This window comes from Bacillus sp. MYb56 (assembly GCF_002976445.1).
Lineage (GTDB): Bacteria > Bacillota > Bacilli > Bacillales > Bacillaceae_G > Bacillus_A > Bacillus_A mycoides.
Genome location: NZ_PCOH01000018.1, coordinates 13,882 through 29,104 on the forward strand (window position 1 = coordinate 13,882; position 15,223 = coordinate 29,104).

A 15,223-nucleotide genomic window follows, 5' to 3' on the forward strand; every position below is an offset into this window, starting at 1 on the left:
AAAATATATACAAAAAAGAGCTATCTCTTTTCAAAGATAGCTCTAACACGCGAATTACTTTTCTACCATTATATTGTCTTGCTTTATAGATACACTTTTCGTGAATCCACTAACGATATACATCACAATCATATTCATTAACAATGCGACTATACCTACATTTAAATCCTTTATATATTGCGGAAAACTCGGAAACATCGTAGCTATAGTTGAACCAGATAAGGTAATATATGCAACAATTAACAACCCAATCCCCATTCCTGCAATCGCTCCTTGCTTCGTAATAATCTGCCGTGGAAACAAACTACATACAAGTGCAGGGAAAAGTTGCGTAACTATACTGTATCCCATTAAAAGAAGAGCACCTATCGTCTCTCCACCTTTAAAGGTAAATAATACGGCAATAAGCGTCACGACAGGTACAAATAGCTTAGCTGCTTTTGCAACTTGTTTATCAGAGGCGGATGGTACCATCGTTCCATAAATATTTTTTGCTAATAATGTAGAAGCGGCCATAACAAGCATGGAACCGGGAACTAGTGCTGTTAATACCCCCGCACTACCAATAATCCCAATAAACCAAGGATCAAAAGTTTGAAGAGCAAGACGGAATAATGAAAGGTCTACATCCGCTCCCTTTAACCCTGGAACTTGTAAAATAGCAGCAAAACCTGCAAAGAACACAAAAAGCAAAACTAAAGAATAGAGAGGCATAATTGCTGCATTTTTCCTAAATACTTTTTCACTTTTCGCTGAGAAAGCTGAGGCAAATGTATGAGGCCACATATAAAAACCAAGAGCCGTTAATATAATAGTAGAAACAAACCAAGAAATACTCATTCCCTTTTCAGGTAAAGATAAAAAACCTGGTTTTGCAGCTTCTACAGCTTCAAACATCGGTTGAAATCCTCCGTAATAGTGATACGGTAAATATATACCTAAAAACATAACGATAAATAGTATCATAATGTCCTTCAAAGCAGCTGTCCACGCCGATCCATGTATACCTGAAACCATTACATAAATAGTTATAACAATAGCACCAATCCATACCGCAATAACAGGTGTCACTCTTCCATAGGAAGCTTCCGAAACGATAATTCCTAATCCCTTTAATTGCAAAACAAGATACGGGATAATCGAAATAACACCAATAATTGAAACAATTACCCCAAGCGTCTTACTCCTGTATTTCTTCGCAAAGAAATCTGATTGTGAAATGAGGTTATGTTCTTTTGCATACTTCCAAATTGGAGGCAATAAGAAATACGATAAAATATAAGCTAATGCACCATACCCTAAAATATAAAATGTAGGAGCTCCTTTACTATAAGCCCAGCCACTTCCTCCTAAAAATGTGAACGTCGTATAAATTTCCCCTGCCATAAGGAGAAAAACGAAAATAGTTCCAAATCCTCTTCCTCCAACTGACCATTGTTCTAAATTCATATCTTTTCCATGTTGTGCCCGAATTCCTAAAAATAGTGCGAGAAACAAAAATATAATAATGATAAATAATGCAGTCATTTTACGTCCCCCTTATTAGCAGGATCGAATACGTACACAAGACCCATACAAAGAGACGTAATGAGCACTGATAATAGTACCCAAAATAATAAAAATGGCATCCCCCATACGTAAGGAGTGACCGAATTTGCAAATACTGGTCCAACTACTAAACAAAGAACTGGAATAAGTGCTAGCACGTGTATTTTTTTCATCTCATTCTCCTTTACTTATAAAATTCATAATGGATGATACAAAGACTTCCACTCCAATTGGTAATGCGTCTTCGTCAATTGTAAAACGAGGGTGATGATGCGGATATATAATTCCCTTCTCTTCATTTCCTGCCCCTATAAAAAAGAACGTCCCTGGTGCCTTTTGTAAAAATGCTGAAAAATCTTCCCCTGCCATCGTTGGCTGTAAACGAACAACTCTTTCTCTTCCATACAGCTGTAATGCTGTATGTTCAATAAGCTCTGTAACTTCATAATCGTTCACAACTGGGCGATATCCATATTCATAAGAAAATGTATACTTAGCACCGTAGGATTCTGTAATATGTTTTACAATCCTTTCAAGCTTCTTCTTTGTTTCTTCTCTTAATTCATGCCTTAAACTTCTCACTGTCCCTTCAACCTCCGCTTGTTCCGGGATAACATTATGAGTTGTCCCAGAATGAAATTGCGTAACAGATACTACGAGAGAATCTAACGGATTCGTGAGGCGAGATACAATTTGCTGAATTTGCGAAACTACTTGCGCACCAATGGCGATACTATCAACTGTTTCATGCGGAATTCCAGCATGCCCACCTTTTCCCTCTATCGTAATTTTAAAAACGTCCGGCGCCGCCATCGCAGGACCATAAATTACACCTACTTTTCCAACCTCTAATGACGCCCAAAGATGAGCACCAATAATGTAATCCACACCTGTCATCACTCCCGCTGCGACCATTTCCTCTGCACCGCCCGGAAAGTTTTCTTCTGCATGTTGAAATAAAAAGCGAATCTCTCCTTTAACTTTCTCTCTTTCCTCTACCAACTTATGTACTACACCAAGCAATATTGCCATGTGACCATCGTGACCACACGCATGCATCACACCTGGATATATAGAAATAAAATCAAACTTATTTTCTTCATGAATAGGAAGAGCATCCATATCAGCACGAACCGCGATAGTTTTACCAGGCTGCCTACCAATTAACCTTGCCATTAAACTATATTTAGTAGGCCTTGAGACTTCTAAATACGGGATTTTCCGAAGTATGTCGAATACAAATTGAGATGTTTTTTCCTCTTGAAAAGATAACTCTGGATACTTATGAAAATGCCTTCTCCACTCAATCAACTGATTCTTTGATAAAACAAGTTCCTTTGCGACATCCATTTCTCTTCTCCCCTTCTTTACCAAGTTAAATGTTATTATAGCGTGAATCGTTAACTTCTGAAAGAATTTTCAGAATTTTCTATAATGAATATTCAAAAAGAAAAAGCCATCTCAAGATGACTTTTCATTTTATAAAATAGTAATTGCTTGTTTCCCCATTTGCTCCCATGCCTTTTCAAATTCAGCACGAGGAACAGCTTTTCGTGGATTGTTTGCAAGAGGATCATTTACGTATACAAAGTTTTGATCATATCCAATTACTACAACACTATGCTCATAATATGTAATTTTCACTTTACCTGAACTCGTATTCCATGTTTCAAAACTACTTTCGGCTAATGGTTTAAACGTTGTATTAATAATTACCCATACTGGAGAACCAGAACTAATTACTTTATATAGATCTTGCACGTCTCTACCCGTTAAATTAATTACTTTTTCAGGAACATACTTTTCTGCTAAATTAAAAATCGGTTGATTATATACACCGTATCCCGGCTCAGCTTTCGTGTAAATATTTCCAACGAATCCCTCATACGGATTTCCATGCAAACCATCTTGTTTAAATGGAACGCGATGAATTTCACTAGCAAGTTGCATCTTATCTACTTGTACACCTTTATGTTGTAGTAGCATAGTTAAACTTGTCACTTCACAACCTCTAGGTAATTCAGGTAACTGTCTAATAAACGGAACCTCTGTAATCATTGCACTTTCTTTCATCTCAGAGAAAAGGTCTAACCGAAATTCTTGTGCCTTTTTCATAATTTTATCTTTCTCGAAAAAGAACACGACAGCAAATATAATACCGAAAATAAAAATATATTTTAACTTTTTCATCATAAACCAAACTCCATTATATCAATTATTTTAAAGGCACAACTCCTATCATTGTACCTTTCTTCTTACTAGTTTGCTAGAAAGATTCTGTGAATTATTATTCACAAATACCTTTTTAAAATTCCGATTGTTTGAAATAGAAAGAAAAAATTATAATTTTTCAGAATTTTTTACTAAAAAACAAAATTATTAACCTAGTGAAAGAATCACGTTTCCTTCACTAGGTTAATAAACATTCTAAGGTATTTAGTCATAGTTAGTTTTTCCTTTACATACTCAGTTCACAACAAAATAAACCAAGTATGTTTTTCACCCCCACTAATGATTAAAAGCACCGAATAAAATCTAGTTAAAACATACAAAAAAATATGGGGGGAGGGACATATGAATCAACAAGTAGAACAAGCAGAATTAAAATACCGCACACCACTTTATCCAATAGTTCCAATCGTAGCTTTCTCACTCAATTTCCTTACATTTGTTAGTTTAGCTTTCATTCCAGATCAGAGAATTGCTCTTTATTGCTGGGTTCCATTTATGATCATTTGTTACATTTTATACCGAGTTAAAGTTTCGGAAAGTTGTCACATTTGAGCAAAAAAGAAATATAACTTAGGTAACAAACTGAATATATTAAAAATTCAGTATTTTTTTCTTATGATAAGATAATTTTTTTCTATTTATTGGGTATGTTGGTATAACTTTATTTATCTTAAAATTCCCACAATCACGTTTTTATCTGGAAAATAGTTTACAATGTTATCAAGTTACAAATGATATTCACCTTAAAAAGCGTGCATTTGTGTCTATTTTTTAACAATATAACAAAAACTATTGCCATCTATAAATTAATAGGTTTATATTGTTTTATTGGCATAGTTTCAATCCAAGGAGAAAGGAGATTTTCAATCGTGCAACTAAAGAAAGCATTTTGGAAGTTGGCTTCGCTTCTTCCGTTATCATTACTTCTGTTCCTCGGTGGCTGTGATAAAAAACTCGCAGTATTAAATCCGCAAGGACCTGTTGCAAAAGCACAGTATGATTTAATTGTTTGGTCATTCTTGCTTATGTCATTAATTATCGCAATTGTATTCATCTTGTTTACAGTCATCTTGATTCGTTATCGTGAAAAACCAGAGAATATGGACTATGAGCCACCTGATCAACATGGTAACACATTATTAGAAATCATTTGGACAATTATTCCTGTTATTATCGTTATCGCATTATCGATTCCAACAGTTAAAGCAACTTATGCTTCGGAAGAGGTTCCGCAAGAGTCCAAACATATTAAACCAGTTGAAATTTATGTTACATCTGCAAACTGGAAATGGTTATTTAGTTACCCGGAGGAAAAAATTGAAACCGTTAACTATTTAAACATCCCAGCTGGTGTACCAATTCAATTTAAACTGACTTCTGTAGGTCCAATGAATGCTTTCTGGGTACCAGAACTTGGTGGTATGAAGTATACAATGGATGGCATGATCATGGACTTATATTTACAAGCTGACAAACCAGGTTCTTACCTAGGTCGTAGCTCGAACTTCTCTGGTGAAGGATTTACTCACATGGAATTCGAAGTTGAAGCAAAAACTAAAGAGAAATATGATAAGTGGGTAAAAGAAGTACAAGAAACTGCCCCTAAATTATCAGAAAAGAAATATAACGAAATTATTAAACCTGGTGTAGTGGGGCGTATGACGTTCTCTAGTCACCACTTAAGTTATGTAGATCCAAAATCACTTGAATATTGTGATTACAACTACTACAAAAACAAAAAATAATAGCTATTATTCCAACAGATTGGAGTGAACACAGTGAAGCTTGATGAATTTTTTGTCACAGGTGACCCGATTATTTACGGAGCTGACGCTTCTATCGTTCTTGTGACATTAGCGATTCTTTTCGTACTAACAAAGTACAAAAAATGGAGATGGCTTTGGGATGAGTGGTTGACAACTGTTGACCATAAAAAAATAGGGACCATGTATATTATCTCTGCCGTTATAATGTTATTCCGTGGTGGTATGGATGGTTTAATGATTCGTGCCCAGTTAACATTCCCGGAAACAACTTATTTAAACGCTGAACACTATAACGGAATCTTTACAACACATGGTACGGTAATGATTCTTTTCATGGCAATGCCATTCGTTATGGGATTAATGAACCTTGTAGTACCATTACAAATTGGTGCTCGTGACGTTGCATATCCGTTCTTAAATGCTTTAAGTTTCTGGTTATTCTTTGTCGGAGCAATGTTATTCAACATCGCTTTCGTAATCGGTGGTTCTCCAGACGCTGGGTGGACTTCTTACTTCCCAATGGCAGGTACAGAGTTTACTTCTGGTGTAGGAAATAACTACTACGCAATTGCATTACAGATTTCAGGTCTCGGTACGCTGATGACGGGTATTAACTTCCTTGTTACTATCTTAAAAATGCGTACACCTGGTATGAAATTAATGAGAATGCCAATGTTTACTTGGTCAATCTTAATTACAACAATTATCATTATTTTCGCTTTCCCAGTATTAACAGTTGCTCTTGCATTAATGACATTTGACCGTCTATTCGATGCTCACTTCTTTACGATGGCGAGCGGCGGTATGCCAATGTTATGGGCCAACCTATTCTGGGTATGGGGTCACCCTGAAGTATATATTGTTATTTTACCGGCATTCGGTATTTTCTCTGAAATCATTAGTACATTCTCACGTAAACGTCTATTCGGTTACAGTGCGATGGTGTACTCGATGGTTGCAATTTCTTTACTAAGTTTCGTCGTATGGCTTCACCATTTCTTCACTATGGGTGCAGGTCCAGCGGTTAACTCATTCTTCTCGATTTCGACAATGGCGATTTCGATTCCAACCGGTGTTAAGATCTTTAACTGGTTGTTTACACTGTATAAAGGACGTATTCGTTTTACAGTTCCAATGCTTTGGTCATTGGCATTTATTCCAAACTTCGTAGTTGGTGGAGTTACAGGGGTTATGCTTGGAATGGCAGCAGCTGATTATCAATACCATAACAGCTACTTCCTAATTGCTCACTTCCACTACGTATTAATCGCAGGTACAGTATTCGCTATGCTTGCTGGATTCACATACTGGTATCCAAAAATGACAGGTCATATGTTAAATGAACGCCTAGGTAAATGGACATTCTGGATCTTTATGAGCGGATTTAACATCTGTTTCTTCCCAATGTACTTCTTAGGTTTAGACGGTATGACTCGTCGTATGTACACTTACTCTGAAAGTCTTGGATGGGGCTGGCTAAACCAAATCGCATCTGTTGGTGCTGTAATGATGGCTATTGGCTTCCTAATCCTTTGCTATAACGTAATTTGGAGTGCACGTCACGGTGAGCGTGACACAACTGGAGATCCATGGGACGGCCGTACACTTGAATGGGCAACTCAATCTCCTGTACAACATTACAACTTCGCGAAACTTCCTGAAATTAAAGAAGCTGATGCTTTCTGGTTCATGAAAAAACGTGGAGAAACAATTACACCAACAGCAGATGAATTAAAACCAATTCACATGCCAAGTAATTCTGGTGTGCCTATTATTGCGTCTTTATTCTTCGGTCTTGCAGGTTTTGCATTAGTATTTAGCTGGTTCTGGATTGCAGCAATCGGTGGTATTGGTATTTTAGGTTGCTTAATCTATCGTTCATTCGATTATGATGATGGCTACTACGTAAGCGTTGATGAAATTAAAGAAACAGAACATATAGCATGAGAGGTGAAATGACATGGCGGCTTTAGATAAAAGCTTACCTTTGGAATATCAATCCGAGCAAAGCAGATTGAATATCCTAGGATTCTGGATTTTTCTTGGGGCTGAAATTATGCTGTTCGCAACACTTTTCGCCTCTTATCTAGTCCTTGCTGGTCGTACGGCTGATGGCCCAACACCAGCGCAATTGTTTGAAGTTAAAACACTTTTAATTCAAACACTGTTACTTTTAACAAGTAGCTTTACATGTGGGATCGCAATTCACGAAATGCGTAAACACAATCAAAAAGGAATGTTAGCTTGGTTTATCCTGACTTTACTTTTAGGTGCAGGCTTCCTATTCTTTGAAATTGAAGAATTCATTTTGTACGTTGGTGAAGGTGCAACGATTCAAACAAGTGCTTTCTTATCGGCATTCTTCGTTCTTCTTGGAACGCATGGTGCCCACGTAACAGGTGGTATCATCTGGGCAACTTGTGTTATTATCCAAATTTTAAAACGAGGTTTAACACCAGTTACAGCTCGTAAAGTATTTATTATCAGCTTATACTGGCATTTCCTTGATCTTGTTTGGGTCTTTATTTACACACTAGTTTACTTGAACGGGATGGTGGCGTAAATGGGTCAAAATAACAACCAAGCAAACGGGCATGGGCATAGCGGATTCCCATGGTCACACGTTTTCGGATTTATTTTATCGCTTGCACTAACGTTTCTAGCGTTATACGTGGCACTTTACACAAACCTGCCACTTTCAACGATATTAACAACTATCATCATAATGGCAGTTGCGCAAGCGTTATTACAATTAATTATGTTCATGCACTTAAAAGAAGGAGAAGGAAGAATTCAAGTTCTTACAATGATATACAGTTTCTTCGTTGCAACTGCAACAGTTGGACTTACTGTATGGATCTTCTTCTCAATGTAATTTGCATGAAAAGACTGCTGGGATTCCTCAGCAGTCTTTTTTTATCCCCTATTAACGAGCAGTAAGACCCCCACTGATTAAAGTTTCACTTTATCCCCTCCCCCTATTACATCCACATTACGGAATTAACAACAAAATCATGAAAAATATACTTATTATGACAAATGTTAAGAAAACTCTTTCTTTATGAAATCGAAACCATATCCGTTGCTTTTCTTCCTATTATATGGCTAAATAGTTACTATATTTATTTGAAGGGAGAGAACGCAATGGAACATCATTCTTCTGTTCTATCACTTATGGTTGTCGTCGCAATCGCGTTTTTCGTTCCCCTTTTGTTACAGCGCTTTAAATTAAAAGCACTTCCTGTCGTTGTTGCAGAAATTATCGCAGGAATCTTTGTAGGTAAAAGTGGATTTAACATCATTGAGCCCGATATGTGGCTTCAAGTCTTATCAACACTAGGGTTTATCTTCCTAATGTTTTTAAGTGGTTTAGAAATTGACTTTTCGATCTTTAAACAAAAAGGGAAAAAGAATACGACAAACGAACCGAACACATTCCAAGCAGCAAGCATTATCTTCTTGTTTATTTTCATTTTATCTTATGCCCTATCATTACTATTCGTATGGCTAGGATTCGTAGACAATGCAATGTTCATGACTTTAATTATTTCAACTATTTCTTTAGGTGTTGTCGTACCAACATTGAAAGAAAATAACTTAGGAAAAACCGCAATCGGGCAAATCATTTTATTAGTCGCTGTTATTGCAGACTTAGTTACAATGATTTTACTCGCTATATTCGTCGGATTAAATTCCGAAAGTGGCCAAAGCATGTGGCTTCTACTTCTTCTATTCGGTGCTGGTATTGTAATTTACTTTGTCGCAAGACGGTTTAAAAATATTCCATACCTAGAAAGCTTAAAAGCCGGTAGTGTACAAATCGATACACGAGCTGTTTTTGCACTCATCTTAATATTAGTTGGATTATCTGAATCTGTTGGGGCAGAAAATATTTTGGGAGCCTTTTTAGCAGGTGTACTCGTATCTTTATTATCACCAAATGAAGATATGGTTGAAAAACTTGATTCCATCGGATATGGCTTCTTCATTCCTATTTTCTTCGTAATGGTTGGTGTAAATCTAGAAGTATGGTCTATTTTTAACGAGCCTTCTAGTATGCTAATGATCCCAATTCTAATTGTGGGACTCTTTATTTCAAAACTGTTGCCATCACTCGTCTTACGAAAATGGTACCCACGCAATATCGTACTCGGAAGTGCTATTTTGTTAACATCAACACTTTCTTTAGTTATTGCGGCTGCACAAATCGGTGAAAAGCTAGGCATCATTAGCCCAAGTTTATCAGCATCTCTTATTTTAAGTGCAGTTATTACTTGTATTTTTGCACCTATATTATTTAAAAAGATGTTTCCAAAAGTGGAAACACCAAAACCGAAAGTATCTATTATTGGTGCAAGCAGAATTACCCTTCCGTTATCACTTGATTTAAAACGTGAAGATTATGACGTAACACTATATATGATACGTCAAAATAAAATAAATGATGAGGAAGCGAAATCTCATGACTTCCCTATTGTAAAATTAGATGAGATTACTATTCAATCTTTAATGGAGCAACAAGCTTTCGAAGCAGACCGTGTTGTTGTTGCGACAAGTGATGATGAACAAAACTTATTATTAGCAGAACACGCAAAAGAATTAGGTGTTGAACACGTCATCGCAAGTGTAGAAGATCCCCTTCTACAAGAAAAAGCGACTCAAGAACATATCGCTGTATTCTCGACTATTAACTCTACACGTATTTTATTACGTGCACTTATTGATAAACCGAGTCTCGTTCGCTTGATTACAACAGCAAATGAAACGGTGCGTGAGGTTGAACTACGAAGTAATAAATATAACGGCTTAGCACTTCGTCGCCTTCCGTTTCTAGGTGATGTACTTGTCATTCAAATTTACCGTGGTAATAAAGCATTAATACCACATGGTGATACGAAGTTACAGCATGGCGATACTTTACTTGTAACGGGTTCAAAAGAACATATTGATACAATGAAAAACATATTAGAATAGAAAATGCCCCTCACATAAATGAGGGGCATTTTTTCAATTTCATATGGTAAAATGTTACTATCACATATTATGGGGATGAATCACATTATGTCTATTTCAACTTTAGCTCTCTTATTATTAGCAGAAGTACTCGTCGCCATTATTCTCATCGGTATTAGCATTGAAATTTGTAGTTATGGATGGAAAAAATCGAATGGAATTAAGTACTTTTGTCTCTTAATTTCACTCCTTCTCGGAACAGCTAGCATACTAGGACTTCTCGTTGCACCCGCATATTTCTTCTTACAACTTATAGAAAAAGGCTTATAAGAAAGGATGATATTATGATTACAGTGAAACATATTGATGCATCTGAAACATACTTATTACGTCAAAAGGTTTTGCGTCCCAATCAATCATTAGAAGATTGTAAATACGATTCAGATTACGAAACAGACGCCTTTCATTTAGGTGCATTTTTATATGATGAACTTGTTAGTATCGCCTCTTTCTCTAAAGAAATACATCCTGATTTACAAGCTGGTACCCACTATCGTCTACGAGAAATGGCAACATTACCTAATTTCCGAAACCAGCATGCTGGCAGCTCCTTAATCCGTAAAGCTGAACAAGTCCTCCAAGAACGCGAAGCAAATATTCTATGGTGTAATGCGCGAATTACCGTAGCGGATTATTACAAACGATTAGGTTTCCATGAGCATGGTGAAATCTTCGAGATTGATCCAATAGGACTACATAAAGTAATGTATAAAGAAATATAAGAAAAGCTTTCTGCATATTGCAGAAAGCTTTTCTTATATTTCATTTTCACTTTTTATTTTTTTCATATATATGTATATAAACAAACTAGGAATTAAAAAGCAAACAAAGATAATAAGTCCTGTTATACTAATTTCCTTTATCGAAATACCTGGTGTTACAATGATACAAATAGCTAACAGTCCAATAACAATCCCTACTGGAATTAATAATAGTTTCATGAAATAACTACGCGATACTCCACCTGTATGCTCATACACTTCCACCGAATTTTTTAAGTTTAAAAAGTTAATAACTATTATCCCGCCCATAAATACCATTAATAAATCCGAAACACTTTCATACCCTGCCCCTTGCAAGACGTAACGGTAAAAAACAATGCCTAGTATGACGACATTTTGTAAGATGAAAGCCAATCTAATATGTTTTAATCCCTCAATCATTAAACGTTCATCTTTCACGATTTTCACCCTATCACTCCTTTTCCTCCCAAAACAAATCATTCAATGTTTTATCTACTGCATAACAAATTTTCAAACATAAATCTAAAGATGGATTGTATTTCCCCTTCTCAATTAAACTAATTGTTTGCCTTGTGACGCCTACTTTTTCTGCTAATTGTTGTTGTGTTAAATCTAACTGAACACGTGCGACTTTTATTTTACTTACAGCCATTCATGTTCCTCCTCTGCCTTTATTGTAACATATATATTCCATTAAGTAATTTATATTTTACGTAATTGATTTGTTTTTTTCACTTTATTATACACAAAAAAGGAGCCTCTCATAAGAAGCCCCCTTTCCTATCTCTATACTATAAGAATAAATGACATCCAAATAAAATTGTAAATAAATATAGTAACGGATGTACTTCCATCCCTTTCCCCTTCACAATTTTTAATACTGGATACACTAAAAATCCAATTGCAATTCCATTTGCAATACTAGACGTTAACGGAATACCAACGAAAATTAAAAATGCTGGTAATGCATCTTCAAATTCATTCCAATTAATATCACGAATGCTTTGTGCCATTAAACTACCTACAATAATTAATGAAGGAGCTGTAATAGCAGCTACACTTGATAAAGACGCGATAACAGGGCTGAAAAATGCCGTTATAATCGTTAGACCAACAACTACAATACCTGTTAATCCAGTTTTACCACCTGCAGCAATACCAGCTGACGATTCAATCGTTGCTGCTGTTGGGCTTGTTCCGAAGATAGAACCTGTCGTTCCGCCAATCGCATCTGCAATAAACGCTTTGCCAAAACGTTTCTCTGTATTATCTGTAATTAAACCAGCTTGTTTAATTAAACCGAGTAATGCACCTGTCGTATCAAATAAAAGTACAAGTAAAAATGAAAATACAACACCATATAATCCATACTGAATTACATCTGAAAAAGCATTGATTGGATTTGAAACGATAATACCCTCTGGTAAATGAGGCATCGCTACAATTTTATCCTCAAACTTCAGTTGCCCCGTAAAGAAGGCGATAATTCCTGTCACAATCATACTAATAAATAATGCACCACTCACACGTAATACCATTAATACTGCCGCTAAAATTAAACCAATTAAAGTTAAAATAACGGCTGGAGAATGAAAATCACCAATCGTAACTAAGTTAGATGGATGATCCACGATAATTCCAGATAGACGTAATCCAATAAAAGCAATAAATAGTCCAATTCCACCTGCAATTGCATGTTTTAAACTGTCAGGAATTGCGATAATTAGCTTTTGCCTAAATGAAGTGAAAGATAATAAAAGAAAAATGATACCTGTTACAAATACTGCCGAAAACGCAATGACATACGTAATCCCCTCTGCCTGTTGAACGACAGAATAAGCAAAATATGCATTCATCCCCATAGCTGGAGCAATAACAATTGGATAGTTAGCTAAAAACGCCATACATAGCGTCCCAATAACTGTCGCAATAATAGTTGCCGTAAACGCTTGATCAAATGGTACACCTGCATCAGATAATATTTTCGGATTGATGACAAGAATATACGCAAATGTAAAAAAAGTTGTGATGCCCGCTAAAAGCTCTTGCTTCACAGAAGTGTTATATTTTTGTAATTGAAACATGGCTATGTACCCTTCCTACACCTGAATTATTATCACACATTCTTTTCTTACTAGTATGTGAGAAAATATAATACTTAATCTTAACAATCAATAAAAAGAAGAGTCAATATATTCTCTAATAGTGAGAATTTTAAGTTTAAGTCTGACAAGTTCAGATGTAGTACAGTTCATTTTGATTATTTTTGTAGCATAACAGATAGAAATGTTTTATAATTTGAAATAGTTAAATATTTAGGTAGCTCATTCTACAAGGGGGATTCTTCTTATGCAGCACACAAACAAATCTGGAACTTTAAATCGAGGTTTAAAAGAACGACATATTACTTTAATGTCACTCGGTTCGGCTATTGGCGTTGGGCTATTTTTAGGATCTGCTTCTGCTATTAAACTAGCTGGTCCTTCCATCTTACTAGGTTATATGATCGCTGGACTCGTTATTTTTTTCATTATGCGAGCGCTCGGAGAAATGGCAATTGAACAACCGGTTGCCGGTTCTTTTAGTAAATATGCTAATGATTATATCGGCCCAATTGCTGGCTATATTACTGGTTGGAACTACTGGTTCTTATGGGTTGTTACTTGTATGGCTGAAATTACGGCGGCTGGAATTTACATGCAGTACTGGTTCCCAGATATCCCGCGCTGGACTTGGGCACTACTCGCTCTATTATTAATGAGCGCTTTCAACTTCTTATCAGTAAAAGTATTTGGAGAACTTGAGTTTTGGTTTGCTCTCATTAAAATTGTCACAATTATCTGTATGATAGTGATTGGCTTTGGTATTATTCTATTCGGATTTGGAAATGGCGGCGTTGCAACTGGTATTTCAAATCTTTGGGAACATGGGGGCTGGTTCCCAAATGGCTTCTCTGGATTATTGCTTTCCTTACAAATGGTATTATTCGCTTATTTAGGCGTTGAACTAATTGGTGTTACAGCTGGTGAAGCTCAAAACCCGAAGAAAACACTCGCAAAAGCTATCGATAACGTATTTTGGAGAATCCTAATCTTTTACGTCGGGGCATTATTCGTTATGATGGCAATTTATCCATGGAACGAACTTGGTGAGAAAGGAAGTCCATTCGTATTAACATTCCAACAAATCGGCATTGCAAAAGCAGCAGGTATTATTAACTTTGTTGTATTAACAGCTGCACTTTCTTCTTGTAACGGTGGTTTATTTAGTACAGGGCGTATGCTATTTACTTTGGCACAACAAAAGAAAGCTCCTGAAAGATTCGGTCGTTTAAATAAAAACGGTATTCCGAGTCAAGGAATTGTAGCAACGGCTATCGTTTTACTTGTTGGTGTTATATTAAACTACCTTGTGCCTGCAAAAGTATTTACATGGTTAACTAGTATTTCAACTTTCGGGGCAATTTGGACTTGGGGTATTATATTAGTCGCTCAAATTAAATTCCGTAAAGGATTATCAACTGAGAAAAAAGACAAACTCACGTATAAAATGCCTTTACATCCAGTAAGCTCTTACTTCTCACTTGGCTTCCTTGCACTTGTACTATGTATAATGGCGTATTCAGAAGATACACGAATTGCATTAATCGTTGGCCCAATTTGGCTTATTGGCTTAGCTATCGTGTATTACATGAAAGGATTTCATAAGATTGATGAAACACCTAATTCAAAGATTAGTTAAACAAGCTATCCCTTCCTTATTAATTGGAAGGGATTTTTTATTGTCTATATAAATATTTCTCAACAAAATTCACGGTATTTTTACAATTTTTTAATATTTTTTACGTTTTCTGTCTTTATTTTTTCAGAAAAATAAATTACATTATTAAAGCACATATATTTATTATTAGGGGGATTCTTC

Annotated in this window: 15 protein-coding genes and 1 pseudogene; 9 read left to right on the plus strand and 7 right to left on the minus strand. The window is 35.9% G+C overall.

From position 1 onward, the window contains the following. Positions 1–54: 54 nt before the first annotated feature. The 4 genes from CQ058_RS19800 to CQ058_RS19815 all read right to left on the minus strand — a co-directional run bounded on the left by CQ058_RS19800 (position 55) and on the right by CQ058_RS19815 (position 3,738). The gene (locus tag CQ058_RS19800) at positions 55–1,527 is read right to left on the minus strand and encodes a sodium:solute symporter family protein (protein WP_002140417.1); all 1,473 of its coding nucleotides are present in this window, start codon (positions 1,525–1,527) and stop codon (positions 55–57) included. Next, complete coding sequence (locus CQ058_RS19805) at positions 1,524–1,721, minus strand: DUF3311 domain-containing protein (RefSeq protein ID WP_002029838.1); 198 nt, start codon at positions 1,719–1,721, stop codon at positions 1,524–1,526. The genes CQ058_RS19800 and CQ058_RS19805 overlap by 4 nt, the downstream gene beginning before the upstream one ends. Before the next feature lies 1 nt (position 1,722). Then, positions 1,723–2,898, minus strand: a complete 1,176-nt coding sequence (locus CQ058_RS19810) for an amidohydrolase (RefSeq protein WP_105589940.1) — start codon at positions 2,896–2,898, stop codon at positions 1,723–1,725. Positions 2,899–3,027: 129 nt separating this feature from the next. Continuing rightward, complete coding sequence (locus tag CQ058_RS19815; protein ID WP_033708232.1) at positions 3,028–3,738, minus strand: C39 family peptidase; 711 nt, start codon at positions 3,736–3,738, stop codon at positions 3,028–3,030. Positions 3,739–4,146: 408 nt separating this feature from the next. On the opposite strand from CQ058_RS19815, the pseudogene CQ058_RS19820 reads away from it, so the two are divergent. The 8 genes and pseudogenes from CQ058_RS19820 to CQ058_RS19860 form a co-directional block, all read left to right on the plus strand. Further along, positions 4,147–4,354, plus strand: a pseudogene (locus CQ058_RS19820) (amino acid permease); the annotation flags it as partial. A 295-nt stretch (positions 4,355–4,649) separates the two neighbouring features. After that, the gene (locus CQ058_RS19825; RefSeq protein WP_002010605.1) at positions 4,650–5,525 is read left to right on the plus strand and encodes a cytochrome aa3 quinol oxidase subunit II; all 876 of its coding nucleotides are present in this window, start codon (positions 4,650–4,652) and stop codon (positions 5,523–5,525) included. Between the two features lie 33 nt (positions 5,526–5,558). Next, the gene (qoxB, locus tag CQ058_RS19830) at positions 5,559–7,493 is read left to right on the plus strand and encodes a cytochrome aa3 quinol oxidase subunit I (RefSeq protein WP_002063826.1); all 1,935 of its coding nucleotides are present in this window, start codon (positions 5,559–5,561) and stop codon (positions 7,491–7,493) included. A 13-nt stretch (positions 7,494–7,506) separates the two neighbouring features. After that, entirely contained in the window at positions 7,507–8,109 is a 603-nt protein-coding gene (gene qoxC, locus CQ058_RS19835; protein WP_002029841.1) for a cytochrome aa3 quinol oxidase subunit III, read from the plus strand. Then, positions 8,110–8,421, plus strand: coding sequence for a cytochrome aa3 quinol oxidase subunit IV (gene qoxD, locus CQ058_RS19840; RefSeq protein ID WP_002029843.1), 312 nt, complete (start codon positions 8,110–8,112; stop codon positions 8,419–8,421). It begins immediately after the preceding gene. Between the two features lie 269 nt (positions 8,422–8,690). Next, positions 8,691–10,520: a monovalent cation:proton antiporter family protein gene (locus tag CQ058_RS19850; protein ID WP_002188336.1), complete on the plus strand. Its 1,830-nt coding sequence runs from the start codon at positions 8,691–8,693 to the stop codon at positions 10,518–10,520. Between the two features lie 18 nt (positions 10,521–10,538). Continuing rightward, positions 10,539–10,829 carry a DUF4022 family protein gene (locus CQ058_RS19855; RefSeq protein WP_002090894.1) on the plus strand — a complete coding sequence of 97 codons (291 nt, stop codon included), beginning with the start codon at positions 10,539–10,541 and terminating at the stop codon, positions 10,827–10,829. 14 nt (positions 10,830–10,843) lie between these two features. Next, entirely contained in the window at positions 10,844–11,281 is a 438-nt protein-coding gene (locus CQ058_RS19860) for a GNAT family N-acetyltransferase (protein ID WP_002125295.1), read from the plus strand. Positions 11,282–11,314: 33 nt separating this feature from the next. On the opposite strand, the gene CQ058_RS19865 is transcribed toward CQ058_RS19860, so the two are convergent. The 3 genes from CQ058_RS19865 to CQ058_RS19875 all read right to left on the minus strand — a co-directional run bounded on the left by CQ058_RS19865 (position 11,315) and on the right by CQ058_RS19875 (position 13,386). Beyond that, entirely contained in the window at positions 11,315–11,749 is a 435-nt protein-coding gene (locus CQ058_RS19865; RefSeq protein ID WP_002125294.1) for a hypothetical protein, read from the minus strand. A 4-nt stretch (positions 11,750–11,753) separates the two neighbouring features. Beyond that, positions 11,754–11,954 carry a helix-turn-helix transcriptional regulator gene (locus CQ058_RS19870; protein ID WP_000301182.1) on the minus strand — a complete coding sequence of 67 codons (201 nt, stop codon included), beginning with the start codon at positions 11,952–11,954 and terminating at the stop codon, positions 11,754–11,756. Positions 11,955–12,093: 139 nt separating this feature from the next. Further along, a complete protein-coding gene (locus tag CQ058_RS19875; protein ID WP_002029772.1) occupies positions 12,094–13,386 on the minus strand; it encodes an NCS2 family permease in 1,293 nt (430 codons plus the stop codon). Between the two features lie 265 nt (positions 13,387–13,651). On the opposite strand from CQ058_RS19875, the gene CQ058_RS19880 reads away from it, so the two are divergent. Next, the gene (locus tag CQ058_RS19880; RefSeq protein ID WP_002188333.1) at positions 13,652–15,043 is read left to right on the plus strand and encodes an amino acid permease; all 1,392 of its coding nucleotides are present in this window, start codon (positions 13,652–13,654) and stop codon (positions 15,041–15,043) included. Positions 15,044–15,223 lie beyond the last annotated feature (180 nt).

Bases quoted from the DNA above. Each gene is read 5' to 3' on its own strand.
- CQ058_RS19800 (WP_002140417.1), bottom strand. From the start codon at position 1,527: ATGACTGCATTATTTATCATTATTATATTTTTGTTTCTCGCACTATTT.
- CQ058_RS19805 (WP_002029838.1), bottom strand. From the start codon at position 1,721: ATGAAAAAAATACACGTGCTAGCACTTATTCCAGTTCTTTGTTTAGTA.
- CQ058_RS19810 (WP_105589940.1), bottom strand. From the start codon at position 2,898: ATGGATGTCGCAAAGGAACTTGTTTTATCAAAGAATCAGTTGATTGAG.
- CQ058_RS19815 (WP_033708232.1), bottom strand. From the start codon at position 3,738: ATGAAAAAGTTAAAATATATTTTTATTTTCGGTATTATATTTGCTGTC.
- qoxC (WP_002029841.1), top strand. From the start codon at position 7,507: ATGGCGGCTTTAGATAAAAGCTTACCTTTGGAATATCAATCCGAGCAA.
- qoxD (WP_002029843.1), top strand. From the start codon at position 8,110: ATGGGTCAAAATAACAACCAAGCAAACGGGCATGGGCATAGCGGATTC.
- CQ058_RS19850 (WP_002188336.1), top strand. From the start codon at position 8,691: ATGGAACATCATTCTTCTGTTCTATCACTTATGGTTGTCGTCGCAATC.
- CQ058_RS19855 (WP_002090894.1), top strand. From the start codon at position 10,539: ATGAGGGGCATTTTTTCAATTTCATATGGTAAAATGTTACTATCACAT.
- CQ058_RS19860 (WP_002125295.1), top strand. From the start codon at position 10,844: ATGATTACAGTGAAACATATTGATGCATCTGAAACATACTTATTACGT.
- CQ058_RS19870 (WP_000301182.1), bottom strand. From the start codon at position 11,954: ATGGCTGTAAGTAAAATAAAAGTCGCACGTGTTCAGTTAGATTTAACA.
- CQ058_RS19875 (WP_002029772.1), bottom strand. From the start codon at position 13,386: ATGTTTCAATTACAAAAATATAACACTTCTGTGAAGCAAGAGCTTTTA.
- CQ058_RS19880 (WP_002188333.1), top strand. From the start codon at position 13,652: ATGCAGCACACAAACAAATCTGGAACTTTAAATCGAGGTTTAAAAGAA.